Origin of the sequence: Kutzneria sp. NPDC051319 (assembly GCF_040682195.1) — a bacterium.
Lineage (GTDB): Bacteria > Actinomycetota > Actinomycetes > Mycobacteriales > Pseudonocardiaceae > Kutzneria.
In genome coordinates this window covers 115,514-137,452 of sequence record NZ_JBFBAM010000004.1, presented here as the reverse complement: position 1 = coordinate 137,452, position 21,939 = coordinate 115,514, and the positions used below count along the sequence as shown (strand labels likewise).

Sequence of the window (21,939 nt, the reverse complement as noted above, 5' to 3'; positions counted from 1 at the left end):
GGTGCCTCCTAGTCGATCCTCGGCCCGGGCCGGGACTGCGGGTCGCCGCGGTCGGCGGGCACGTCAAGCTCGATCTCCAGCGGATCGACGGGGGTCGGCACGTCGTGGAACCGCGGCATCACCTCCTCGGTGAACAGCCGCAGGGACTTCTCGCTGACCTTGCGGGCCTCGTCGTCGTAGTGCGTGTTGTTGAACGACAGCATCAGGTTGCCGACGCCCATCTCGACGTACGGCCGCAGCTGCTCGGCGACGCGGTCCGGGGTCCCGTACACGCACCAGGCGTCGATGTACTCCTGGCTGGTGTAGCTGGGCCGCTTGAGCGTCGGGTCCACGCCGGCGATCTCGCTGGCCTGCCGGTAGAAGGCGGCTCGCCGCTCGTGCGTGCGCTGCATGCCCTCCAGGGTGACCATCAGGTCGGCGTGGGCCTGCTCGTCGGTCTCCGAGATCTGCACGCACTGCAGGCTCAGCGTGGTCCACCCCATGCAGTCGGCCAGCACCTCAGGGGAATGTCCAGCCGCGGCAAGGGCTTCCCGGTACGAGCGGAGCCGGCCGACCAGCTTCTGGTGGCCGCCGAAGGAAGCCAGGAACGCGGGCCAGCCGTTACGGGCGGTGCGCTGGATGCTCTGCTCCCGCATGGCCACGCCGGCCAGCAGCGGGTGCGGATTCCGGTAGGAGGCGGGCATGATCCGGTCCACCACCGAGCCCCGGTAGTAGTCGGTCGCGAACGTCACCGGCGGGTCCTGGGACTGCTTGGCCCACAAGCGCATCGCGATGTCGAGGTTCTCGTCGAGCATGGTGCCGGTCTGGTCGGCCATGCTCACGCCGAAGCCGATGACCTCCTCGGCCAAGCCTCCGCTGCCGACGCCGAAGATCACCCGCCCCTTGGTCAGCTGGTCGAGCAGGTTCATCTGCTCCACCAGCCGCACCGGGTGGTGGGCGGGCACGACGACGACGGCGATGCCCAGGTAGGCGTTGTTCAGCTGGGGCGCGAGGTGGCCGGCGAACTGGAACGGGTCGCTGCTCATCGGCGAGTAGCCGGTGAAGTGGTGCTCGGGCAGGAAGATGCCGTCGAAACCGGCCTCGTCGGCCCACAGCGACTGCTCGACCATCGAGTCGATGATCGCCCCGTCCTCGTGGGGCCCGGGCGAGCGCGGGAAATGGATCAGCGAGAAGCGCATGTCACGCCACCGGGGTGAACTCGACGGGCAGCTGATCTAGGCCGCGCATGCCCAGGCCACGCCACTGCGCCGGACCGCTCAGCCGCAGGTCGGGGAACCGGCGCAGCAGGGTGCCGATGGCGATCTCACCCTCCATCCGGGCCAGCGGCGCGCCGAGGCAGCGGTGGATGCCGGCGGTGAACGCCAGGTGCGGATTGGGGTCGCGGGTGATGTCCAGGCGGTCCGGGTCGGCGAACACCGCCGGGTCGCGGTTGGCCGCGTGCAGCGAGACCAGCACGCAGTCGTTGGCCTGCACCTGGACGTCGCCGATGGACATGGCCTCACGGGGGAAGGTCGCCACCGCGGAGAACGGCGTCTGGTAGCGCAGGAACTCGTCGACCGCGGTGGGCAGCAGCGCCGGCTTCGACCGCAGCAGCGCCAGCTGGTCGGGATTGGTGAACAGGGAGTACATCCCGTTGCCGATCAGGCTGGTGGTGGTGATGTAGCCGGCGACGAGCACGGTCATCAGCAGCGTGACCAGCTCGGTCTCCTCCAGCTTGTCCTCGCCGTCGCGGGCGGCCACCAGGGCGCTGGTCAGGTCGTCGCCGGGATTGCGCCGTTTCCGGGCGACCAGCTCGATGATGTACGGGTAGGTGAGCTTGAAGGCCTCGATGCGGGGCTCGATCTGCTCGCCGTCGACGAACTTCGCGGTCCGGCGCCGGACGTCGGCGCGCTCGTCGGCCGGCACCCCGAGCAGCTCGGAGATCACGGCGATGGGCAGCGCGAACGCGAACTGCTCCATCAGGTCGGCCGTGCCGGCGCCGGCGAAGGCGTCGATCGTCTCGTCGGCCATCCGCTGGATCGCCGTGCGCAGCCCCTGGACCCGGTGGTGGGTGAAGGCCTGCTGCACCAGCTTGCGCAGCCGCGTGTGGTCCGGCGGGTCGCTGTCGAAGTTCAGCGGCCCCTCCTCGTCGGGGTGCCGGCGGCCGATCCTCGGGTCCGACAGCACGCGCTTGGCCAGGTCGTATCGCGTGACCAGCCACGCCTCCGGGTTCATCAGGAACGCGGCCTGCACCTTGGTGACCGGCTCGGTGGCCCGCAGCGCGGCCAGGGTGGGATAGGGGTCCGGCACGAATTCGGGACTGAAGGGCTCCGGCAGCGTCCGGCTGTCGATCGCAGTCATGGTCCGCCCTCGGTGGTGGGGATGGTGGCTGCGACCGAGCGTCGGCCGGTCGGCTAGAGCCGCGATCGAAGCACGGTGGACGGGACGTCTCAGCGCGCTGTGCGCGTGCTGACAGCGGCGGCGTCGATGGTGGGCACAACCCCGGCCACGATCGAGGAGTTGCCACCGATGCCTGAATCCACCACTGCCGCGGCGCCCCCGGGCGGCGGTCCCCCGGCCTTCGAGGCGCCGGCGATGAGCAAGCGCCAGGTCTGGACCGTGCTGATCGGCCTGATGCTGGCCCTGCTACTGGCCGCGCTCGACCAGACCGTGGTGTCGACGGCGCTGTTCACCATCGTCAAGGATCTCGACCCGGTGCACGGCCTGAGCCAGATCTCCTGGGTGGTCACGGTCTACCTGCTCGCGGTGACCGCGTCGATGCCGCTGTACGGCAAGATCTCCGACCTCTACGGCCGAAAGCCGGTGCTGATCTTCGCGCTGGTGCTGTTCCTGGCCGGCTCGGCGCTGTGCGGGCTGGCCTCCGGCATGGGCTCGCTGATCCTGTTCCGCACCATCCAGGGCCTGGGCGCCGGCGGCATGATGAGCCTGGTCATGGCCATCATCGCCGACATGATCCCGCCGCGGGAGCGGGGCCGGTACTCCGGTCTCGGCGTCGCGGTGATGGCGGTGGCGTCGGTGGCCGGCCCGTTCGCCGGCGGCTTCTTCACCGAGGCGCACACCCTGTTCGCCGTCACCACGTCGTGGCGCTGGGCGTTCTGGATCAACCTGCCGATCGGCCTGTTCGCGCTGGTCGTGGTGACCGCGGTGCTCACGCTGCCGGTGCGCCGCAGGGGACATCGGATCGACTTCCTCGGCGCGGCGCTGATCGTCGGCGCGGTGTGCGCGACCCTGCTGGTCACGGTGTGGGGCGGCAACCTCTACGACTGGGCGTCGACGCAGATCGTGTCGCTCGCGGTCGCCGCCGTGCTGCTGTTCGTGGCGTTCTTCTGGTGGGAGAGCAAGGCCAGCGAGCCGATCTTCCCGCCGCGGCTGTTCCGGCTGCCGGTGTTCCGCACGGCCAGCGTGCTGCTGTTCATCATCGGCTTCGCGATGATGGGCTCGATCGTCTACATCACGCTGTACCTCCAGCTGGCCGACGGGCTGAGCCCGACGTCGGCCGGTCTGCACCTGATGCCGATGACGGTCGGCATGGCCATCGCCTCCATCGTCGCCGGCCGGCTGGTGTCGAAGTTCGGCAAGTACAAGGTGTTCCCGATCGTGGGCACCGGGCTGGCCGCGATCGCGATGGGACTGATGAGCCTGCTCGCGCCGGACACCTCGGCCACCACGCTGAGCCTGTACCTGGTGCTGTTGGGGCTGGGCCTCGGCCAGGTGATGGGCATTCCGCAGCTGGCCGTGCAGAACTCGGTCGACCCCGGCGACATGGGCTCGGCCACGTCGGCCACCTCGTTCACGCGGGCCATGGGCCAGTCGTTCGGGGCGGCGGCGTTCGGCGCCATCCTGACCGCCCGGCTCGCGGTGAACATGCCGGCGGGCATTCCCGGCATCGGCGCGAACGGGGCGCCCAACGTGGCGCAGGTCCGTGCGCTGCCGGCCGCACTGCAGACCGAAGTGGTGGACGCCTTCGTCAAGTCGGCGGACACCGTGTTCCAGGTGACGGCGGCCGTGCTGGTTGTCGCCTTCGTGATGGCGCTGCTGCTCAAGGAGCTGCCGCTGCGCAAGCGGGCCGGGGCAAAGTAGTCCCGGCCGTCCCGGATGTCCACCGCGTTTCGACCCCCTCTCGAGATGCGGTGGACATCTTTTTGCGGTGCCCTTGAAGGGAGCAACATGACCCAGTCGCCGCCGGCGCCGCTCACCCGCGAGTCCCTGATCGACACGATGCTGGCCTATCGCCGGACCGCCCTGCTGCGCGCCGGGCTGGAGTTGCGGGTGTTCGACGCCCTCGCCGAGCAGCCGGCCGACGCGACCGCCGTCGCCGCCCGACTGGGCGTCCGCGAGCGGGGGGCGCGCATTCTGCTGGGCGCGCTGGCCGCCGTCGGCCTGTTGGTCACCGATGGCCCCCGCTTCGCCCTGCCGGACGGCGCTCACGACCTGTTGGTCAGCACCGCGAAGGGTTACGTCGGCGCGGGCGTCCAGGTGGCGGCCAGCCAGTGGGAGTGGGACGCGCTCGGCCGGCTCACGCAGGCGGTCCGCTCCGGCGGCCCGGTCACCGAAGCCGACGCCGAGGCGCCGGGTTTCCCGTTCTGGCAGGACTTCGCCGAGCGCGCGACGTTCGCCACCGACGCCGGGGCGGCCTTCCTGGCCGACCAGCTGCGACCGTGGGCGGAGCGCAGAGACAGCCTGGACGTGCTCGATATCGGTTGCGGACACGGCCTTTTCGGCTTCGCGGTGGCGAAACTCCTGCCCGCCGGCCGGGTCTGGAGCCTGGACTGGCCCGAGGTGCTGCCGATCGCCGCCCGCAACGCCGAGCGGGCCGGGCTGGCCGGGCGCGCCGAGGCCATCGCCGGCGACGCCTTCCAGGTTCCGCTCGGCGGCCCGTACGACGTTGTCGTGCTGGGGAACCTCTTGTTCCAGTTCTCCGAGCGGCGGGCCGCGGAGCTCCTGGCCCGGGCCGCGGCCGCGGTCAAGCCGGACGGACAGCTGGTGATCGTCGGCTTCACCACCGGCGACGCCCCGCCGGAGCGGAACTACGGGGCCCAGCTCATCTCGCTGCTGATGCTGCTGTGGACCGCCGAAGGCGAGGCCCACTCGACGGCAGCCTACGAGAAGTTGCTGACAGAACAAGGTTTCACCGACGTCGCGGTATGCGCCAAGCCGGGCGTGCAGCACCGTGTGATCCGCGCGACCCGTTGACCCGAGCCAACTTTCGCTCCCGAACGTGTCAGCGGCCCGTGCGCATGGTGACAGCGGACCGGACGACAGTGGCGACAGCCCGATCTTGTGACCGCAGACGGAGATGAGCACATGGACCAGAACGCAGTTCCGGACTACGACGTGGTGGTCGCCGGCGGCGGCCCGGTCGGCCTGATGCTGGCCGCCGAGCTGCAGCTGGCCGGCGTCCGGTCGCTGGTGCTTGAGCGCCTGACCGACCGGGCCGAGTTGCCCGACGGGGTGCGCGGCATGCACGCCCGCACCCTGGAAACCCTTGACCGGCGGGGAATGCTCGAACAGTTCATGAACGCCTCCGACCGGCCGGCGCCGGCCGGCAAGCACCGGGTGATGTCCGGCACCCACTTCGCCGGCCTGACCCTGCTGGAGCTGGGCACGCTGGACAGCGACCACCCTTACGCGCTGGTCAACACCCGGGAGCGGATCGAGCAGCTGCTGGAGCAGCGGGCCGTCGAACTGGGCGCCGAGATCCGCACCGGCCACGAGGTCATCGGGCTGCGCCAGCACGACGACGGCGTGACCATTGACGTCGACGGCCCGTCCGGCGTCCACCAGCTGACCACCCGATACCTGGTCGGCTGCGACGGCGGCCGCAGCAAGGTGCGCAAGGCCGCCGGAATCCCCTTCCCCGGCAACGATCCCACCGTCACCGCGTACGTCGGACGGGCAACGATCGTGGAGCCGCACGACCTGCCGACGGGATGGCAGCGCACGCCCGGCGGGGCGATGCTGCGTGGCGGCGCGGGCAGCGGCATCCTGCTCATCGAGTTCGACGGCGCGCCGGCCGATCGCGACATCCCCGTGACGCTGGCCGATTTCCAGGCGAGTTTCCGCCGGGTGACGGGAACTGGGCTGACGTTGACCGACCCCCAGCACCTGCGCCGGTTCACCGACAACAGCCGGCAGGCCGACGGCTACGTGCACGGCCGTGTGCTGCTGGCCGGCGACGCCGCCCACGTGCACGCGCCGTTCGGCGGGCAGGGGCTGAACCTCGGGTTGCAGGACGCGGTGAACCTCGGCTGGAAACTGGCGGCCGCGGTGCAGGGGTGGGCGCCGGACGGCTTGCTGGACAGTTATTCCGACGAACGGCATCCGGTGGCGGCCCGGGTGCTGCACAACACGAGGGCTCAGGTGGCGCTGATGAACCCGGACCCGCGGGTGACCCCGCTGCGGGAGATGTTCGCCGAGTTGATGCTGCTGGACGAGACCAACCGCTATCTCACCGAGCTGATCACCTGCGTGAACGTCCGCTACGACGTCGGATCGGACGAGCAGCGGCCGCATCCGCTGCTGGGCGCCTTCGCGCCCAATCTGGCGCTGAAGACCGAGAACGGGCAGACCACGCTGGCCAAACTGCTACGCGCCGGCAAGGCGCTGCTGCTCGACATCGCCGGTCGGCCGGACCTGCGCTCGACGGGGGCCGGCTGGGCTGACCGGGTCCAGATCGTGACGGCGCACTGCGAACGATCCCTTGCCGCCGAGGCGCTTCTGGTCCGACCGGACGGCTATGTGGCATGGGTGGCGCCGACGGCGGCGCACCCGCAGGACGACCAGCGGACGCTGCGTTCCGCGCTGCGAACCTGGTTCGGGACCGCTCGCGCATAGCGGTCACGGGTGGCGCGCGTCGCCAGGCGCGCCACCCGTGGCAACTACGGCAGCAGCACCACCTGGCCGGCATAGCTCAGCCCGGAGCCGAAGCCGATCAGCAGGGCCGGCGCGCCGCTGGGCACCGCCCTGTCGGCGAGCAGCTGGGTCATCGCCAGCGGCACGGAGGCCGCGGAGGTGTTGCCGGTCGTGACCACGTCGTGCGACACCACCACATGCTCGGGCACCGCCAGTTGGTCGACCAAGATGTCGATCATGCGCAGGTTGGCCTGGTGCGGGATGAACGCGCCGAGATCGTCGATGCCGATGCCGGCGGCGGCCAGCGCCTGCCGTGCCGCGTCGGCGATGCGGGACACGGCCCACCGGAACACCCGGCGGCCGTCCATCCGCAGCATCGGCTTGGGCAGTGTGGTGTCGTCCCGGAAATCGCCCCAGGCGGCGGTCATGCTCAACGCGTCGAGGCAGTCGCCGTCGGCCCCGCGCACGACCGGGCCGATGCCCACTGTCGCCGACGGCCCCACGACAGCCGCGCCGGCGCCGTCGGCGAACAGGAACGAGATGCCCCGGTCGGTCGGATCGACGATGTCGGTCATCCGCTCCACGCCGATGACCAGCACGTGCTCGGCATTGCCGGTGCTGACCATGTCGCCGGCCACCGCGAGTCCGTTGCAGAAGCCGACACAGGCCGCTGACACGTCGAATCCGCCCGCGTTGTCCGCGCCGAGCGCGTGGGCTACGGCGATCGACAGCGGCGGCGTCTGAACCAGGTTGGAGGTGCTGGCCACCAGCACACAGTCCACTTGGGACGGATCGACGCCGGCGTCCTTCAGCGCGGCGGCCCCGGCCTCGACGGACATGGCCAGCAGGGTCTCGTCCTTGTCGGCGAAGCCGCGCACGCGGATGCCCGACCTGGTCGTGATCCACTCGTCGGACGAGTCGATGCGCCGGCAGATCTCGTCGTTGCCGACGCCGCGCCGGGGCCGGTAGGCGCCGAGGCCGGCGATCCGGCTGTGTCGGGTGGCGGGGGTTCGCAGCGTGGTCATCGCGGATCGGCTCCTTCGGACACGGTGGTGCGGCGACCATCGGCCACCGGCCTGGAAGGCCGGTCGAGGCGGCGTGGATCCCGGGCGGCTCCATCCCAGCTCCAGCCCGGTTCGAGTCGCCGATACGACAGTTCCCGCAGACGCCCCGCCCGGCCGGTGGGGCTCGGCGATGGGGAGCGACGCCATGAGTCAGTACACAGTGGACGATCTGAGGAAGACGGTCAGCACCTGTCTGGGCACGGCGAACGCGCAGGCACTGGCGCAGGACCGGCTGGAGCACCCGTTCACCGATCTCGGCTACGACTCGCTGGCGGTCTACGAGATCGCCACCAGGATCGAGGACGAGCTGGGGCTGGCCATCTCCGACGCCGAGATCGACCGGCTGAACACGCCGGCCTCGCTGCTGGACATGGTCAACAGCAAGCTGGCCGGGGTCTGAGGGGACCGTGGTGGCGCGACGAGTGGTGATCACCGGCATCGGCGTGGTGGCCCCGGGTGGCCTGGGCCGCAAGGCGTTCTGGACGCTGCTGACCTCCGGGCGGACGGCGACCAGGACCATCTCGTTCTTCGACCCGTCCCCGTTCCGCTCGCAGGTGGCGGCCGAATGCGACTTCGACCCGGTGCGCGAGGGCCTCACGGTCCGGCAGGCACGCCGGATGGACCGCGCCACCCAGCTGTCAGTGGTGGCGACCAGGGAGGCGGTCGGCGACAGCGGCCTCGCCTTCGCCGATCTCGATCCGCACCGGGTCGGGGTCAGCGTGGGCAGCGCGGTCGGCGGCACCACCGGGCTGGAACGCGAGTACGTGGTGATGAGCGACACCGGCCGGAACTGGGTGGTGGACAGCGACTACACCTCGCCGCACCTGTTCGGCTTCTTCGTGCCCAGCACCATCGCCGCCGAGGTGGCATGGGAGGTCGGCGCCGAGGGGCCGGCGACCCTGGTGTCCACCGGCTGCACGTCGGGGCTGGATGCCGTGGGCTACGCGCGGGAGCTGATCGAGGAGGGCAGCGCCGACGTGATGATCGCCGGCGCGACCGAGGCGCCGATCTCGCCGATCGCGGTCGCCTGCTTCGACGCGATCAAGGCGACCACCTCGTTCAACGACGATCCCGAACACGCGTCCCGGCCGTTCGACCGCACCCGCAACGGTTTTGTGCTCGGTGAGGGCGCGGCCACCTTCGTGCTGGAGGACTACGAGCACGCACGGGCCCGGGATGCCCACATCTACGCGGAAATCGCCGGCTACGCGTCGAGGTGCAACGCCTATCACATGACCGGCCTCAAGCCGGACGGCCGGGAGATGGCCGAGGCCATCGGGTCGGTGCTGGGACAGGCGCGGCTGAACCCGACCGACATCGACTACATCAACGCGCACGGCTCCGGCACCAAGCAGAACGACCGGCACGAAACGGCCGCGTTCAAACTCAGCCTCGGCGAGCACGCGTACCGGACCCCGGTCAGCTCCATCAAGTCCATGGTCGGGCATTCGTTGGGAGCCATCGGGTCGATCGAGGTCGCCGCGTGCGCGTTGGCCATCGAGGACGGCATCGTGCCGCCGACGGCCAACCTGCACGAGCCGGACCCGGAGTGCGACCTGGACTACGTGCCCCTGGTGGCTCGGGCACGGCGCCTGGACGCGGTGCTGAGCGTGGGCAGCGGCTTCGGCGGCTTCCAGAGCGCCATGGTGCTGACGCGGCCCGGCGGGGCGGGCGGCACATGACCGGGCCGGTGGTGGTGACGGGGCTGGGTGTGTTGGCCCCCAATGGAATCGGTGCGGAGGACTACTGGGCCGCGACGCTGGCCGGCCGCGGCGGGATCGCGCCGATCAGCACCTTCGACGCGTCCGGCTATCCGTCCCGGCTGGTCGGCCGGATCGAGCCGTTCGAGGCGGCGGAGCACATCCCCAACCGCCTGCTGCCGCAGACCGACCGGGTCACGCAGCTGGCGCTGGCCGCGACCGACTGGGCGCTGGCCGACGCCGGCGTCGATCCGGCCGCGCTGCCCGAGTACGACATGGGCGTGATCACGTCGAACGCCTGCGGCGGCGTGGAGTTCACCCATGTCGAGATCGAGAAGCTGTGGACCGTCGGGCCCGGCCACGTCAGCGTGTACGAGTCCTTCGCCTGGTTCTACGCCGTGAACACCGGCCAGATCTCCATCGCGCACGGCATGCGCGGGCCGAGCGGAGTGCTGGTCGGGGAGCAGGCCGGCGGCCTCGACGCGGTCGGCCACGCCCGCCGGCAGGTCCGCAAGGGCATCGGCCTCGTGGTCAGCGGCGGCCTCGACTCGGCGCTGGACCCGTGGGGCGTGGTCGCGCACATCTCGGGCGGCCAGGTCAGCACGGCGACCGATCCACGACGGGCGTTCCTGCCGTTCGACCGGGAAGCGGGCGGCGGGGTGCCCGGTGAGGGCGGCGCCATCCTGATCCTGGAGGACCTGGCCGCCGCCCGCCGCCGGGACGAGCGGCCCGTGTACGGCGAGGTCGTCGGTTACGCGGCGACCTTCGACCCGGCCCCGGATTCCGGGCGGCCGCCGGGCCTGCGCCGGGCCGTGGAGCTCGCGCTGACCGACGCCCGGATCAATCCGTCCGATGTGGACGTCGTCTTCGCCGACTCGGCGGGAGTAGCTGAGCTGGACCGGATCGAGGCGGACGCGATCGCCGACGTGTTCGGCCCCGAAGCGGTGGCCGTCACGGCGCCCAAGTCGATGACCGGACGGCTCAGCGCCGGCGGCGGTCCGCTCGATCTGGCGACCGCCCTGCTGTCCATTCGGGACGGTGTGATTCCGCCGACGGCCAACGTTTCCGACGTGCCCGCCGAATATCGGCTGGATCTGGTGCGCGACCAGCCCCGTGACGCCGACGTGCGCACGGCACTGGTGCTGGCCCGAGGCGCCGGCGGCTTCAACTCCGCGATCGTGCTGCGTGCCATGCCGTGACAGCAGCCATCGCGTCCTCACGGGACAGCGCGGCGCCCCGACGGTAGGCGGCCTGGTAGCCGGCGGCCCCGAGTTCCTCGGCGGCCGCGGCGGCCAGCCGTCGAACGTCGGGGCTGCCGTCGTCGCCGACACCCCGCAGCACGGTGCTCCACCCCAACGCCGTGGCGGCGTGCTCGGGATCTCCTTCCTGCAAGGCGATTCCGGCGGCGCCCTCGACCGCGCCGGCGATGGTCACCGGCTCCCCCTCGGCCAGCGCGGCGGTCATCGCCTGCCGGTGCCAGCGGCCCGCCTCCGCGTGACCGCCCTCGGCCCCGGCCAGATATCCCAAGCCCGTCAGCACGACCACTCGCAGCTGGTCCACGTCCGCGGCCGTGCCGAACAGATCCAGCGCCACCTGGTAGTGGTGGCGGGCGACGGCGTTGTCGCCGGACAGCCGGGCGACCTCGCCGAGTCCACTGTGGGCAAACGCCTGATTGGTCACCGAGCCCCGGCGGTCGCCGAGTTCGAGGGCGGCGTTGAGATCGGCCCGGCCGCGCTCGGGATCGCCGGCCAGGGCCCGTTCCAGGCCGAGCCGGGCCATCAGCTGCGGCACGTCGTCACGGGCGTCGAGCTCGATGGTCAGCCGCAGCGCCTCTTCCAGGGCCAGCACCGTGCCGGCGTGATCGCCGCGGGTGGCCCGCATGCCGCACAGGGAACTGAGCGTGGTGGCAAGCCCCCACCGCTCGCCGATGGCCCGGAACGCCTCCAGCGCACCGGTCAGATCCCGTTCTGCCGCATCGAAATCGCCAGCTCCCTGGGCCAGCCGCCCTCGCAGCACCAGCGCGAAGGCCCGCCCCCACGGATCGGGCTGCTCCAGCGCCCGGTCCAGGCTGCGGGTGGTGGCCTCCAGGTCGCCGCTGAGCAGCGCGGTCCGTGACGCGACGAAGAACAGCACCGGATGATGCACCGCGGCCGCCGCGGCCGTGTCCAGGCCGGGGTTGCCCAACGCCAGGAACGCGGCGGCCACCGCACGGGCGTCGGCCGGCGGCTCGCCGGGCACGGCCAGCGCGGCGGCCAGCCAGGTCGCCGCCTCCGCCTGCTCGCCACGGATCCACCACAGCCAGCCCAACGCCGCGGCCAGTCGAACCGCCACCTCGCCGTCGCCGTCGTCAATGGCCCAACGCAGGGCCGCCAACAGGTTTCCGTACTCGGCCCGCAGTCGGGCCAGCCAGGTCAGCTGGTCGGCGGCGCGCAGCCGAGGCTCCGCCGCCTCGGCCAGTTCGAGCAGGCAACGGGCCTGCCGTGACCGCACCCGCTCGGACTCGCCCGCCTCGACCAGCCGCTCGGCCGCGTAGGCCCGGATGTTCTCCAGCATCCGATAGCGCACGGTGTCGGCGTCGCGCACCGTGTCCACGAGCGACTTGTCCACCAGGCCCGACAGCAGCTCCAGCACATCCTCGGCCGGCACGCCCTCGCCGGAGCAGACCTGCTCGGTGGTCTCCAGCGTGGTGCCGCCGGGGAACACCGACAGCCGCCGGGCCAGCGTGCGCTCGGCCTCGGTCAGCAGCTCCCAGCTCCACTCGACGACCGCGCGCAGCGTCTGGTGCCGGGCCAGCGCGGTCCGGCTGCCGCCGGTGAGCAGCCGGAACCGGTCGTCCAGCCGGGCCGCCACCTGGGACGGCGAGAGCGAGCGCAGCCGGGCCGCGGCGAGCTCGATGGCCAGCGGCAGGCCGTCCAGCCGCCGGCAGATGTCGGCCACGGCGTCCACACTGGACGAATCCAGCTCGAACCGGGGCAGCACAGCCCGCGCCCGGTCGACGAACAGCCGGACGGCCTCGGGCTGCGGCAGCGGCGAGACCTGGCACAGCGTCTCGCCGGTGATGCCCAGCGGCTCGCGGCTGGTGGCCAGCACACGGACGTCGGGGCAGGACGACAGGATCTCGTCGGCCAGCCGGGCCACCACGCCGATCATGTGCTCGCAGTTGTCCAGCACCAGAAGGGTTTTTTTGCCGGCCAGCGCCCTGGTGATCCGGGTGACGGCGTCGTGCGCCTCGGGGGCGGCGTCCAGCAGGGTCGTCCCGCCGGCGCTGACGGCGGCCAGCACCGCCTGGTGGACCTCCAGCGGATCGCCGACGGCGGCCAGCTCCACCAGCCACACCCCGTCGGGCATCCGGCCGACCAGCCGCGCGGCCGACTCGGTGGCCAGCCGGGTCTTGCCGGTGCCGCCGGCGCCGACCAGGGTGACCAGCCGCGAGCCGGCCAGCAGCGCGCCGACCCGGTCGGTCTCGCCGTCCCGGCCGACGAAGCTGGTGATGGGGGCCCGCAGGTTGGTCATGGGCTCAGTCCGGACCACCGGCGACAGCGAGGGATCCCGCCGCAGCACGGCCAGGTGCAGCTCGGCCAGCTCCGGCGACGGGTCGATGCCCAGCTCGTCGGACAGCCGCTGTCGGGTCCGCTCGTAGACGCCCAGCGCGTCAGCCTGCCGCCCCAGCCCGTACAGGGCCCGGATCAGCTGGCCGTGCAGCCGCTCCCGCAGCGGGTACTCGTCGCACAGCGGTTCGAGCTGGCTCACCGCCTGCGCGTGCCGACCCAGGCGCAGTGTCGCCTCGACGCGGTCCTCGGTCGCGGCCACCCGCAGCTCGGCCAGCCGGGTGGCCGCGACCACCGCGAACGGGGCCTCGGTCACGTCGACCAGCGCCGGCCCGCGCCAGAGCTCCAGACCCGAGTTGAGCAGGGTCGCGGCCGCCTCGACCCGGCCGGCCGCCAGCTCCTGGCGGCCTTCGCCGGCCAGCCGCTCGAACCGGTGCGCGTCGATCTGCTCGGGCGGCAGCACCAGTCGGTAGCCGGCCCGCTGCGAATCGATCACGTTGTCGATGCCGGCGTCCTGAAGGGTCCGCCGCAGCCGTGACACCAGGGACTGCAGGGCGTTGACCGCCCCGGTGGGCGGCGAGTCGCCCCACAGGCCGTCGACCAGCGTCTCCACCGGGATCAGGCGGCCGGTGTCCAGCGCGAGCCGGGCCAGCAGCGCGCGCAGGCGCGTGCCGCCGAGGCGGACCGGTTCCCCCTTGGCGGTGCGCACCTCGACCGGGCCGAGCACCCACACCAGCACCGGAACAGTCTGACAGAGCGGGTCGATCAGGTCAGGTCGTCCCGGCTGACCTTGCGGTCGAGCACCTGCCAGTCGCCTCCGCGGCGCACCAGCACGTCCTCGCACACCGTGCTGAACCTGATCTCGGCCTGCCCGCCCTTGGGGGTTTGCAGCACGACGGCGTAGCTGCGCGCGGCGACGGAGCCGTCGTCGTTGGGACGCACCGACAGCATGCCGATCCAGTGCCGGCGCACCAGCCCCTGCTCGGTCAGCTCCGTGACCGTGCGCTTGGCCGCGGCGGCGATCGCCTCGCGGCCACGGGCCGGCTCGGGATGCGCGTTGGCCTCGAACACGCCGTCATGGGTGAACGTGCCCGCCCACTCCTGCACGTCGCCGTCGTCGAGCAGCTGCATCTGGGTGGCGTAGAACTGCTCGATCTGCGGGTACAGCTCGTTCATCGCGATCCCTCCAGAGTTCGGCCTTCCTGACGCCGAACCTGGCCGTGACGGCTCGCGTCCGGCTCGAACCGCGATGGACCGGCGGGCTCCGCCGGTGTTCCAGCCGCGTTCGAGCCGGGGCGAACAGCCTTGCCCCACAGCGTTTGTCTACGAAAGGTGGGGACATGGCCGACGAGACCGAGGGCGCGAGCAAGGCGATCGCGATCACCAGGTTCACCGTCACCGGCGAGCCCGAGCAGTTCGAGCGGGCCTTCCTGGCGCACTCCGAGTTCGTCCGGGCCCAGCCGGGCTTCCGGCAGTTCCAGGCCCTGCGTTCGGTGCTCTCGTCCAAGGTGTACGTCAACGTGGGCTGGTGGAGTGACCTGGAGAGCTACCAGAAGGTACTGGCCAGCCCCCGGTTCCAGGCCGACGCCGGCTCGATGGCGGCGCTGGTCACGGTGGAGCCGTACCTGACCACCAAGGTGGCCAACGGGCTGGCCATCCGCACCGAGGCCGACGGCGAGCAGGTGCAGGGCTACAGCGACGAGCGGCTGGTGGTGTTGACCCGCTACACCGTCACGGGCGACGCGGACGCCTTCGCCGCCGAGTTCAAGGCGCACACGGAGTCGCGCCGCAAGCAGGACGGCTTCATCTTCCACGAGGGCGTCCGCGCGGTGAACCAACCCGCCGTCTTCCTCAACCTGGAGTGGTGGATGGACGCGGCGGCGTATCGCAAGGCCGTCGAGGGCGAGCAGCTGCGGACCGAGATCACGGCCATCGAGAAGCGGGCCGTCATCGACGTCGACCAGGCCCACAACTTCGCCAACGGCGAGCCGATCACCAGCTGAGGGGAGTCCCGGATGGCCGGCAAGACCGTCACCGAGCGGGCCACGGTGATCACCAGGATCACCGTGCGCGGCGACATCGACGAGTTCGAGCAGCGCTACGAGCGGTATCTGTCCTTTCTGGAGGGACAGCCCGGCATGCTGGTCGCCCAGCTGGCGATCTCCGTGCAGGAGAAGGGGGTCTACTACGAGCTGACCCGGTGGGACACCGTCGGCGCCTATCGGACGTCGGCGGCCACGCCCGAGTTCGCCGAGTTCTTCTCGGCGGTCGCCGACCGGTCCGACACGGACGTGACGATGACCGCGATGCAGGTGTCCACCGGCGCGTTCACACACAACGCATCCAAGGACGTGGCCGGTGCGGCGCCAGCCCGGTGACGGCGTCGGCCTCGGCATCGAGGGGCGGGTCGCGCTGGTCACCGGCGCGACCCGCGGCCTCGGCCTGGCCGTGGCCCGCAAGCTGTGCGCCAGCGGCTGCGATGTGTACCTCAACTACGGTCACGTCGACGAGGACGCGGAGTGGGCGGTCCGGTCGCTGGAGGGCCTGAAGGGCTCGGCCAGTATGCTGCGGGGCGACGTGCGCCGGCCGGGCGCGATCGCCGGGCTGGTCGAGACCGTCGTGGCCGAACGCGGCAGCCTGGACGTGTTCGTGCACAACGCCGCGAGCTGGCACCCGATGTCCTCGGCCGAACCGGTCGCCGCCGATCTGCACGCCGACATGGCCATGGCCCTCGACCCGCTGCTGCACGGCATCACCGCGCTCCGGGCGGCGATGCGGGAGGCGGGCGGCCGCATCGTCGCCGTCTCCAGCGTCGGCGCGCAGCGGGTGATCCCGGGCTACGTCAGCCTCGGGCTGGCCAAGGCGGCGCTGGAGAACCTGGTCCGGTACCTCGCGGCCGACCTCGCGGCCGAGGGCATCGCCGTGAACGCGGTGTCCACGGCCAAACTGGACAAAGCGTTGTCGGCCAAGAAGTCGGCGCCGTACGACCTGCCGACCGCGCTGCTGGCGGCGCGGACTCCGGCCGGCCGGCTGACGGTGCCGTCCGATGTGGCCGACGTGGTCGCGTTGCTGTGCACCGACGAGGCGGCCTGGATCCGCGGTCAGGTGCTGCTGGTCGACGGCGGTCTCGGCCTACGCGTCTGACGACAACGCGGGAAAGGGCCCCGGTTCCACGGAACCGGGGCCCTTTCCCGCGTTGTCAGCTGGTCAGCGAAACCAGGTGGTCCAGCGCGGCGCTGACGTCGGCGGCGAGCTGCTCACGGTCCCGCCCCGCCACCACCGTCTGTTCCAGCGCCACCTCGGCACCGTCGGCGGTCGCGGCGACCCACCAGCTGCCCACCACCAGCGGCTCCCCCTGTTTGAACACCAACCTGTTGCCCGGCAGGGGAAGGCGATGCACCTGGTCGACGCCCGGCCAACGGTCGAGCTGGACCAGCACGGCGAACACCTCGTCCACCGGCCGCCGGATCAGCGTGTGGTCGCGGACGCTGACCGTGGCCGCCGCCAGCCGGGGCAGGCTCTCCCCGATCCGCTTCAGCTCGGCCAACTGCGCGCCGACGTTGCGGTCCAGGTCCTCGGCGAACCGGCCACCGTCGTCGCCCAGTCGGAAGTCGTGCCGCAGCTCGACCACGCACCCGCCACCGGGCGCATGGCCGAACGTCCACTCGCCACGCATCCACCGCACCGGCGGTCGAGGTGAGTCATGCTCGAAAACGATCCGCCGGCCGTCACGGTCCAGGGTCCGCCGCGCACGCCAGGTGCGGATCGAATCACCGGCGATCACCCACCGCTGCAGGACGTGGTCGGTGTCGCTGCCCTCGGTCCGCTCCAGGTGCAGCACGGTCGGAAACAGCCTCGGCGCCATCGCCGGGTCGGCGATCAGCTCGTACAGCACGTCCGGCGCGGCGTCCACCACGGCCTGGTGGCCCAGGCTGCCGTCGGTCACGGTCGCCGCGCCGGGCTCTGGGTGAGCGCCGGGTCCCGGACGATCACCGGGGCCAGCACCTCGTCGATTCGGTCGAGCAGCTCCGACCCCAGTCGCACGTCCACCGCCTTCACGTTGTCCGCCAACTGTTCCGGGCTCGACGCGCCGATCACGGCCGCGGCCACGGCGTCGTCGCGCAGCACCCAGGCCAGCGCCAGCTGCGCCATCGACAGCCCGACCTGCGCGGCCAGCGGCCGTAGCGACTGCACCCTGGTCAGCACCTCGTCGTCGAGCAGGTTGGACCGGCGCAGCCCCTCGGCGCCGCCCTGTGCGTCGGTCACCCGGGAGCCGGCCGGCGCCGGCCGGCCCGGCAGGTACTTGCCGGTCAGCACGCCGCCGGCCACCGGCGACCAGACCATCTGGCCGATGCCCAGCTTCCGGCTGGCGGGGATCACCTGATCCTCGATGACCCGCCACAGCATCGAGTACTGCGGCTGGTTGGACACCAGAGGCACACCGAGCCGGCCAGCCAGCTCGGCCGCCGCGCCGAGCTGCTCGGCTGTCCACTCGGACACTCCGATGTAGAGCGCCTTGCCGGCCCGCACCAGGTCGGCGAAGGCCAGCATCGTCTCTTCCAGCGGCGTCTGGAAGTCGTAGCGGTGCGCCTGATAGAGGTCGATGTAGTCGGTGCCCAGCCGGCGCAGCGACGCCTCGGCCGACTCCAGCACGTGCTTGCGGGACAGGCCGCGGTCGTTGGGGCCCGGCCCGGACGGCCAGTACACCTTGGTGCAGATCACCGCGCCCGACCGCCGATGCCCGGCCAGGGCCCGGCCGAGGACCTCCTCGGCCCGGCCCTCGGAGTAGACGTCCGCGGTGTCGAAAGTGGTCACTCCCAGATCGACGGCCGCGTGCACACAGGACCGCGCCGCCGATTCGTCGAGCTGGTTGCCCGCGGTCAGGGAGTTGCCGTACGCGATCCGGCTGATCACCAGGCCGCTGTTGCCCAAATGCTGGTACTCCATGGGAAAACGCTCCTCTCCTCGGCGGGCTCAGCAACCGGCGATGGCCACCTGGTCCAGGAGCAGGCCGTCGCCGCGCAGCGGCCTGTCGAGGACCGGGTCCGACGACAGCAGGGCCTGGTGCAGGCGCTGCATCTTGGAGGACGGTTCGAGACCCAACTCGTCGATCAGGGCCGAGCGCAGCCGGTGGAACACGTCCAACGCGTGCGGCCGCCGGCCGGATCGGTAGAGGGCGACCATCAGCTGGGCGTGAAGGTTCTCGTGCATGCGGTGCTTGGCCGTCAGTCCGGCCAGCTCGGCCAGGATCTCGTGGTGGCGGCCCAGCCGCAGGTCGGCCTCGATCCGCTGTTCGAGCACGGCCACCCGGCACTCCTCGAGGTGCAGGATCTCGGCCTCGATCAGCCGACCGGCCTTGATGTCCACCAGCGCGGGGCCCGACCACAGGTCCAGCGCCTCGCCCAGCCGGCGGGTGGCCAGCTCGTTGTCCCCCTGGGCCAGCCACCGGCGGCCCTCGGCCATCTTCTCCAGGAAGGCGTCCAGGTCCAGCTCCCCGGGCTGGACGCGGAACAGGTAACCCCCGGTCCTGGTGACCAGGATCTCCAGTGAGACCCGCTGGCTGGCCGGTGCGAGCGCCCCCCGCAGCGACCGGCGCAGCTGCAGCACGTACGTCTGCAGTGTGGTCAGCGCGCTGACCGGCGGGGTGTCGTCCCACAGTTCCGCGATCAGCGCGGACACGGGGACGACCTTGTTGGCGTGCAACAGCAATGTCGCGAGCACTTGTCGTGGTTTGGCCGCGGACGGGGTGATGACCTGCCCGTCAACGGCCAGCGATAATGGGCCAAGAACCCGGATATCCACAAGAACCCCCCACTCTTTGGTAGCGACGGCGCAAGCCTTGGTCGCATCCCGGCAATGTTGGTAGGTTAGGGACAGATCGTCAACCAGGTGCGAGAAGTTTCCCCTGTGCCCGACTGTTTCGACAGGCGTGTAATACTTACTCGCGGTTTAAAGCTTGTCACAACGTCTCGCACGATCCTTGAAGACCGGTCAACCTGACTATGACTAACCTTTACCTTCGGTTGAATAAATCTTGGCCTTAGGCGCCGAAAACGATGAACACTCAGCGTGGACACCGGCCGCGGACGACCGTCGGCCCAGCCGGCTTCAACTCTGGTTCAAGCGTCACTCTAGCGGCATTAGCGAGCCTCGTCACCGAACCCGGTCCGGCATTCGACCCGTCACCACGCCGGCCGGCTCGACCCGGTCGAGTACGGGAAAGGCGCCACATCGACGATGTTTGCCTCAATCGCTGAAGAAAAACCGAAATCCGGCGTGCACGGAGTGTCGAAATGAGCCGCAGGGTTGTCATCACCGGAATCGGCTGCGTCGCGCCCGGTGGCATCGGAAAAAAGGCGTTCTGGGAGCTGATCACCGCGGGCGAGACCGCGACGAGGACGATCTCGCTGTTCGACGCCTCCCCTTTCCGGTCCCGGATCGCCGCCGAATGCGACTTCGATCCGCTGGCCAACGGGCTGACCCACCAGCAGGTCCGCAGAATGGACCGGGCCACCCAGTTCGCCGTCGTCGCCGCCCGCGAGGCGGTGGCCGACAGCGGCTTCGAGCCCGACGAGGCCGATCCGACGAGGACCGGCGTGACCATGGGCAGCGCGGTCGGCTGCACCACCGGGCTGGAACAGGAGTACGCCGTTGTCAGTGACGCCGGCCGTGCCTGGCTGGTCGACCACTCCTACGGCGTTCCGCACCTTTTCGACCATTTCGTGCCGAGTTCCATCGCCGCCGAGGTGGCGTGGCAGGCGCACGCTCAGGGGCCGGTGGCAGTAGTGTCCACCGGCTGCACTTCCGGCCTGGATTCGCTGGGCCACGCCGCTGGTCTGATCCGGGAGGGCTCGGCCGACGTGGTCGTCGCGGGCGGCACGGACGCCCCGATCTCCCCCATCACGGTGGCCTGTTTCGACGTCATCAAGGCCACGACGCCGCGAAACGACGATCCGGCACACGCCTCGCGGCCGTTCGATCTCACCCGCAACGGTTTCGTTCTCGGCGAGGGCGCCGCGGTGTTCGTGCTGGAGGAGTTCGGGCATGCCGTTGCCCGTGGCGCGCACATCTACGCCGAGGTGGCCGGATTCGCCTCCCGGGGCAACGCCTACCACATGACCGGGTTGAAGGCGGACGGCCGGGAAATGGCCGAGGCCATCACCGCGGCATTGGCACAGGCCCGGCTGCCCACGACCGACATCCACTACGTCAATGCGCACGGATCGGGCACGAAGCAGAACGACCGGCACGAGACCGGCGCGTTCAAACGAAGCCTGGGCTCCCATGCCTACGCGGTGCCGGTCAGCTCGATCAAATCGATGATCGGGCATTCGCTCGGCGCGGTCGGCTCCATCGAGATCGCCGCCTCGGCATTGGCCATCGAGCACAACGTCGTGCCGCCGACGGCCAACCTGACCGAGCCCGATCCCGAGTGCGACCTGGACTACGTGCCGCTGACCGCCCGTGAGCACCGGGTGGACGCGGTGCTGAGCGTGGGCAGCGGCTTCGGCGGCTTCCAGAGCGCGATGGTGCTGGCCCGGCCGAAGGAGGCGGGGGCGTGACCGCGGCGGTGGTGACCGGCATCGGTGTGCTCGCGCCCACCGGCGTCGGCGTCGAGGACTACTGGTCGGCGGCGCTGGACGGGCGCACCGGCATCGGCCCGGTCACCCGCTTCGACGCCAGCGGCTACCCGGCCCGGCTGGCCGGCGAGGTGACCGGCTTCGAGGCGGGCGAGCACCTGTCCAAGCGGCTGCTGCCGCAGACCGACCGGATGACCCGGATGGCGCTGGTCGCCTCCGACTGGGCGCTGGCCGACGCCGGAGTGGATCCCCGTGAGCGCACCGATTTCGACATGGGCGTGGTCACGGCCAGCAGTTCCGGCGGCTTCGAGTTCGGCCAGCGGGAGCTGGCCAAGCTGTGGAGCCACGGCCCCGACCATGTCAGCGCCTACCAGTCGTTCGCCTGGTTCTACGCGGTCAACACCGGGCAGATCTCCATCCGACACGGCATGCGCGGCCGCAACGGCGTGCTGGTCACCGAGCAGGCCGGTGGCCTCGACGCGGTCGGGCAGGCCCGTCGGCAGATCCGTGACGGCGTCGGGCTGGTCGTCTCCGGCGGGGTCGACGGCTCCCTCTGCCCCTGGGGCTGGGTGGCCCAGCTGTCCAACACGCGCCTGAGCCACCACGACGACCCTCGCCGGGCCTACCTGCCGTTCGACGCGGACGCCAGCGGTTACGTGCCCGGCGAGGGCGGCGCGATCCTCGTGATCGAAAACGGCGAACAGGCTCGCAGTCGTGGTGTCGGCTACGGTGAGATCGCCGGTTACGCCAGCACTTTCGACGCCGGACCGGGCGCGGACGGGGAACCGGGACTGCGCCGGGCGTTGACGCTCGCCCTGGCCGATGCCGGGATCGATTCGTCCGAAGTGGACGTGGTGTTCGCGGATGGGGCCGGCGTGCCGGAACTGGACCTCGCGGAGGCGCGGGCGATCAACGACGTGTTCGGCCGCGGCGGCGTGCCGGTCACGGTGCCCAAGACGGCGACCGGCCGGCTGTACTCCGGCGGCGCCGCCCTCGATCTGGCCGCCGCGCTGCTCACGATCCGGCACGGCGTGATCCCGCCGACCGTGAACGTGTCCGGGCCCGCCCCCGGCTACGACCTCGACCTGGTGACCGGCGCGGCTCGAAGGCTGTCCGTGCGCACCGCGGTCGTGCTGGCCCGGGGCTACGGCGGTTTCAACGCGGCGATGGTGCTGCGTGCTTGGTGACCACTCGA

The 21,939-nt window shown here is 71.2% G+C and carries 19 protein-coding genes; 11 read left to right on the top strand and 8 right to left on the bottom strand.

Features of this window, described 5'->3' with window-relative positions:
• Positions 1-8 precede the first annotated feature (8 nt).
• Together AB0M73_RS05435 and AB0M73_RS05430 are read right to left on the bottom strand one after the other, a co-directional pair.
• Positions 9-1,178 carry an LLM class flavin-dependent oxidoreductase gene (locus AB0M73_RS05435; RefSeq protein ID WP_363887165.1) on the bottom strand — a complete coding sequence of 390 codons (1,170 nt, stop codon included), beginning with the start codon at positions 1,176-1,178 and terminating at the stop codon, positions 9-11.
• A gap of 1 nt (position 1,179) precedes the next feature.
• Positions 1,180-2,340: a cytochrome P450 gene (locus AB0M73_RS05430; RefSeq protein ID WP_363887162.1), complete on the bottom strand. Its 1,161-nt coding sequence runs from the start codon at positions 2,338-2,340 to the stop codon at positions 1,180-1,182.
• Positions 2,341-2,508: 168 nt separating this feature from the next.
• On the opposite strand from AB0M73_RS05430, the gene AB0M73_RS05425 reads away from it, so the two are divergent.
• From AB0M73_RS05425 to AB0M73_RS05415, 3 genes are all read left to right on the top strand, one after another.
• Positions 2,509-4,080, top strand: coding sequence for an MDR family MFS transporter (locus tag AB0M73_RS05425; protein ID WP_363887159.1), 1,572 nt, complete (start codon positions 2,509-2,511; stop codon positions 4,078-4,080).
• Between the two features lie 87 nt (positions 4,081-4,167).
• A complete protein-coding gene (locus AB0M73_RS05420) occupies positions 4,168-5,193 on the top strand; it encodes a class I SAM-dependent methyltransferase (RefSeq protein ID WP_363887156.1) in 1,026 nt (341 codons plus the stop codon).
• A 111-nt stretch (positions 5,194-5,304) separates the two neighbouring features.
• On the top strand, positions 5,305-6,834 hold the full coding sequence (locus AB0M73_RS05415) for an FAD-dependent monooxygenase (RefSeq protein ID WP_363887154.1): 1,530 nt from the start codon (positions 5,305-5,307) through the stop codon (positions 6,832-6,834).
• A 44-nt stretch (positions 6,835-6,878) separates the two neighbouring features.
• On the opposite strand, the gene AB0M73_RS05410 is transcribed toward AB0M73_RS05415, so the two are convergent.
• Complete coding sequence (locus tag AB0M73_RS05410) at positions 6,879-7,877, bottom strand: beta-ketoacyl-ACP synthase 3 (protein ID WP_363887152.1); 999 nt, start codon at positions 7,875-7,877, stop codon at positions 6,879-6,881.
• A 184-nt stretch (positions 7,878-8,061) separates the two neighbouring features.
• Here AB0M73_RS05410 and AB0M73_RS05405 point away from each other — a divergent pair, with 184 nt between their 5' ends.
• The 3 genes from AB0M73_RS05405 to AB0M73_RS05395 are packed head-to-tail and all read left to right on the top strand — an operon-like array spanning position 8,062 to position 10,815.
• Positions 8,062-8,316 (top strand): acyl carrier protein, encoded by a 255-nt coding sequence (locus tag AB0M73_RS05405; protein WP_363887150.1) that lies wholly within the window; start codon positions 8,062-8,064, stop codon positions 8,314-8,316.
• A 10-nt stretch (positions 8,317-8,326) separates the two neighbouring features.
• A complete protein-coding gene (locus AB0M73_RS05400; RefSeq protein WP_363887147.1) occupies positions 8,327-9,598 on the top strand; it encodes a beta-ketoacyl-[acyl-carrier-protein] synthase family protein in 1,272 nt (423 codons plus the stop codon).
• Positions 9,595-10,815: a ketosynthase chain-length factor gene (locus tag AB0M73_RS05395; RefSeq protein ID WP_363887144.1), complete on the top strand. Its 1,221-nt coding sequence runs from the start codon at positions 9,595-9,597 to the stop codon at positions 10,813-10,815. The genes AB0M73_RS05400 and AB0M73_RS05395 overlap by 4 nt, the downstream gene beginning before the upstream one ends.
• Here AB0M73_RS05395 and AB0M73_RS05390 read toward each other — a convergent pair.
• Both AB0M73_RS05390 and AB0M73_RS05385 read right to left on the bottom strand, forming a co-directional pair.
• Positions 10,781-13,903, bottom strand: coding sequence for a BTAD domain-containing putative transcriptional regulator (locus AB0M73_RS05390; protein WP_363887142.1), 3,123 nt, complete (start codon positions 13,901-13,903; stop codon positions 10,781-10,783). The genes AB0M73_RS05395 and AB0M73_RS05390 overlap by 35 nt on opposite strands.
• Before the next feature lie 26 nt (positions 13,904-13,929).
• Complete coding sequence (locus tag AB0M73_RS05385; RefSeq protein ID WP_363887140.1) at positions 13,930-14,340, bottom strand: nuclear transport factor 2 family protein; 411 nt, start codon at positions 14,338-14,340, stop codon at positions 13,930-13,932.
• A 164-nt stretch (positions 14,341-14,504) separates the two neighbouring features.
• Here AB0M73_RS05385 and AB0M73_RS05380 point away from each other — a divergent pair, with 164 nt between their 5' ends.
• Genes AB0M73_RS05380 through AB0M73_RS05370 form a run of 3 tightly spaced genes read left to right on the top strand, consistent with a single transcriptional unit; the run spans position 14,505 to position 16,308 of the window.
• Positions 14,505-15,167, top strand: coding sequence for an antibiotic biosynthesis monooxygenase family protein (locus AB0M73_RS05380; RefSeq protein ID WP_363887138.1), 663 nt, complete (start codon positions 14,505-14,507; stop codon positions 15,165-15,167).
• Positions 15,168-15,179: 12 nt separating this feature from the next.
• Positions 15,180-15,542 carry an antibiotic biosynthesis monooxygenase family protein gene (locus AB0M73_RS05375; RefSeq protein WP_363887135.1) on the top strand — a complete coding sequence of 121 codons (363 nt, stop codon included), beginning with the start codon at positions 15,180-15,182 and terminating at the stop codon, positions 15,540-15,542.
• Entirely contained in the window at positions 15,523-16,308 is a 786-nt protein-coding gene (locus AB0M73_RS05370; RefSeq protein ID WP_363887132.1) for an SDR family oxidoreductase, read from the top strand. The genes AB0M73_RS05375 and AB0M73_RS05370 overlap by 20 nt, the downstream gene beginning before the upstream one ends.
• Positions 16,309-16,363: 55 nt before the next feature.
• Here the strand turns inward: AB0M73_RS05370 and AB0M73_RS05365 are convergent, their stop codons facing one another.
• Genes AB0M73_RS05365 through AB0M73_RS05355 form a run of 3 tightly spaced genes read right to left on the bottom strand, consistent with a single transcriptional unit; the run spans position 16,364 to position 18,966 of the window.
• A complete protein-coding gene (locus AB0M73_RS05365; RefSeq protein WP_363887129.1) occupies positions 16,364-17,110 on the bottom strand; it encodes an aromatase/cyclase in 747 nt (248 codons plus the stop codon).
• Complete coding sequence (locus AB0M73_RS05360) at positions 17,107-18,111, bottom strand: aldo/keto reductase family protein (protein ID WP_363887126.1); 1,005 nt, start codon at positions 18,109-18,111, stop codon at positions 17,107-17,109. The genes AB0M73_RS05365 and AB0M73_RS05360 overlap by 4 nt, the downstream gene beginning before the upstream one ends.
• Positions 18,112-18,138: 27 nt before the next feature.
• On the bottom strand, positions 18,139-18,966 hold the full coding sequence (locus tag AB0M73_RS05355; protein ID WP_363887122.1) for an AfsR/SARP family transcriptional regulator: 828 nt from the start codon (positions 18,964-18,966) through the stop codon (positions 18,139-18,141).
• Positions 18,967-19,457: 491 nt separating this feature from the next.
• Between AB0M73_RS05355 and AB0M73_RS05350 the strand changes: the two genes are divergently transcribed.
• Entirely contained in the window at positions 19,458-20,726 is a 1,269-nt protein-coding gene (locus tag AB0M73_RS05350) for a beta-ketoacyl-[acyl-carrier-protein] synthase family protein (protein ID WP_363887119.1), read from the top strand.
• Positions 20,723-21,931 carry a ketosynthase chain-length factor gene (locus tag AB0M73_RS05345; RefSeq protein ID WP_363887116.1) on the top strand — a complete coding sequence of 403 codons (1,209 nt, stop codon included), beginning with the start codon at positions 20,723-20,725 and terminating at the stop codon, positions 21,929-21,931. The genes AB0M73_RS05350 and AB0M73_RS05345 overlap by 4 nt, the downstream gene beginning before the upstream one ends.
• The last annotated feature ends 8 nt before the right edge of the window (positions 21,932-21,939 follow it).

Bases quoted from the DNA above. Each gene is read 5' to 3' on its own strand.
- AB0M73_RS05435 (WP_363887165.1), bottom strand. From the start codon at position 1,178: ATGCGCTTCTCGCTGATCCATTTCCCGCGCTCGCCCGGGCCCCACGAG.
- AB0M73_RS05350 (WP_363887119.1), top strand. From the start codon at position 19,458: ATGAGCCGCAGGGTTGTCATCACCGGAATCGGCTGCGTCGCGCCCGGT.
- AB0M73_RS05420 (WP_363887156.1), top strand. From the start codon at position 4,168: ATGACCCAGTCGCCGCCGGCGCCGCTCACCCGCGAGTCCCTGATCGAC.
- AB0M73_RS05425 (WP_363887159.1), top strand. From the start codon at position 2,509: ATGCCTGAATCCACCACTGCCGCGGCGCCCCCGGGCGGCGGTCCCCCG.
- AB0M73_RS05415 (WP_363887154.1), top strand. From the start codon at position 5,305: ATGGACCAGAACGCAGTTCCGGACTACGACGTGGTGGTCGCCGGCGGC.
- AB0M73_RS05375 (WP_363887135.1), top strand. From the start codon at position 15,180: ATGGCCGGCAAGACCGTCACCGAGCGGGCCACGGTGATCACCAGGATC.
- AB0M73_RS05360 (WP_363887126.1), bottom strand. From the start codon at position 18,111: ATGGAGTACCAGCATTTGGGCAACAGCGGCCTGGTGATCAGCCGGATC.
- AB0M73_RS05380 (WP_363887138.1), top strand. From the start codon at position 14,505: ATGGCCGACGAGACCGAGGGCGCGAGCAAGGCGATCGCGATCACCAGG.
- AB0M73_RS05385 (WP_363887140.1), bottom strand. From the start codon at position 14,340: ATGAACGAGCTGTACCCGCAGATCGAGCAGTTCTACGCCACCCAGATG.
- AB0M73_RS05395 (WP_363887144.1), top strand. From the start codon at position 9,595: ATGACCGGGCCGGTGGTGGTGACGGGGCTGGGTGTGTTGGCCCCCAAT.
- AB0M73_RS05410 (WP_363887152.1), bottom strand. From the start codon at position 7,877: ATGACCACGCTGCGAACCCCCGCCACCCGACACAGCCGGATCGCCGGC.
- AB0M73_RS05405 (WP_363887150.1), top strand. From the start codon at position 8,062: ATGAGTCAGTACACAGTGGACGATCTGAGGAAGACGGTCAGCACCTGT.
- AB0M73_RS05430 (WP_363887162.1), bottom strand. From the start codon at position 2,340: ATGACTGCGATCGACAGCCGGACGCTGCCGGAGCCCTTCAGTCCCGAA.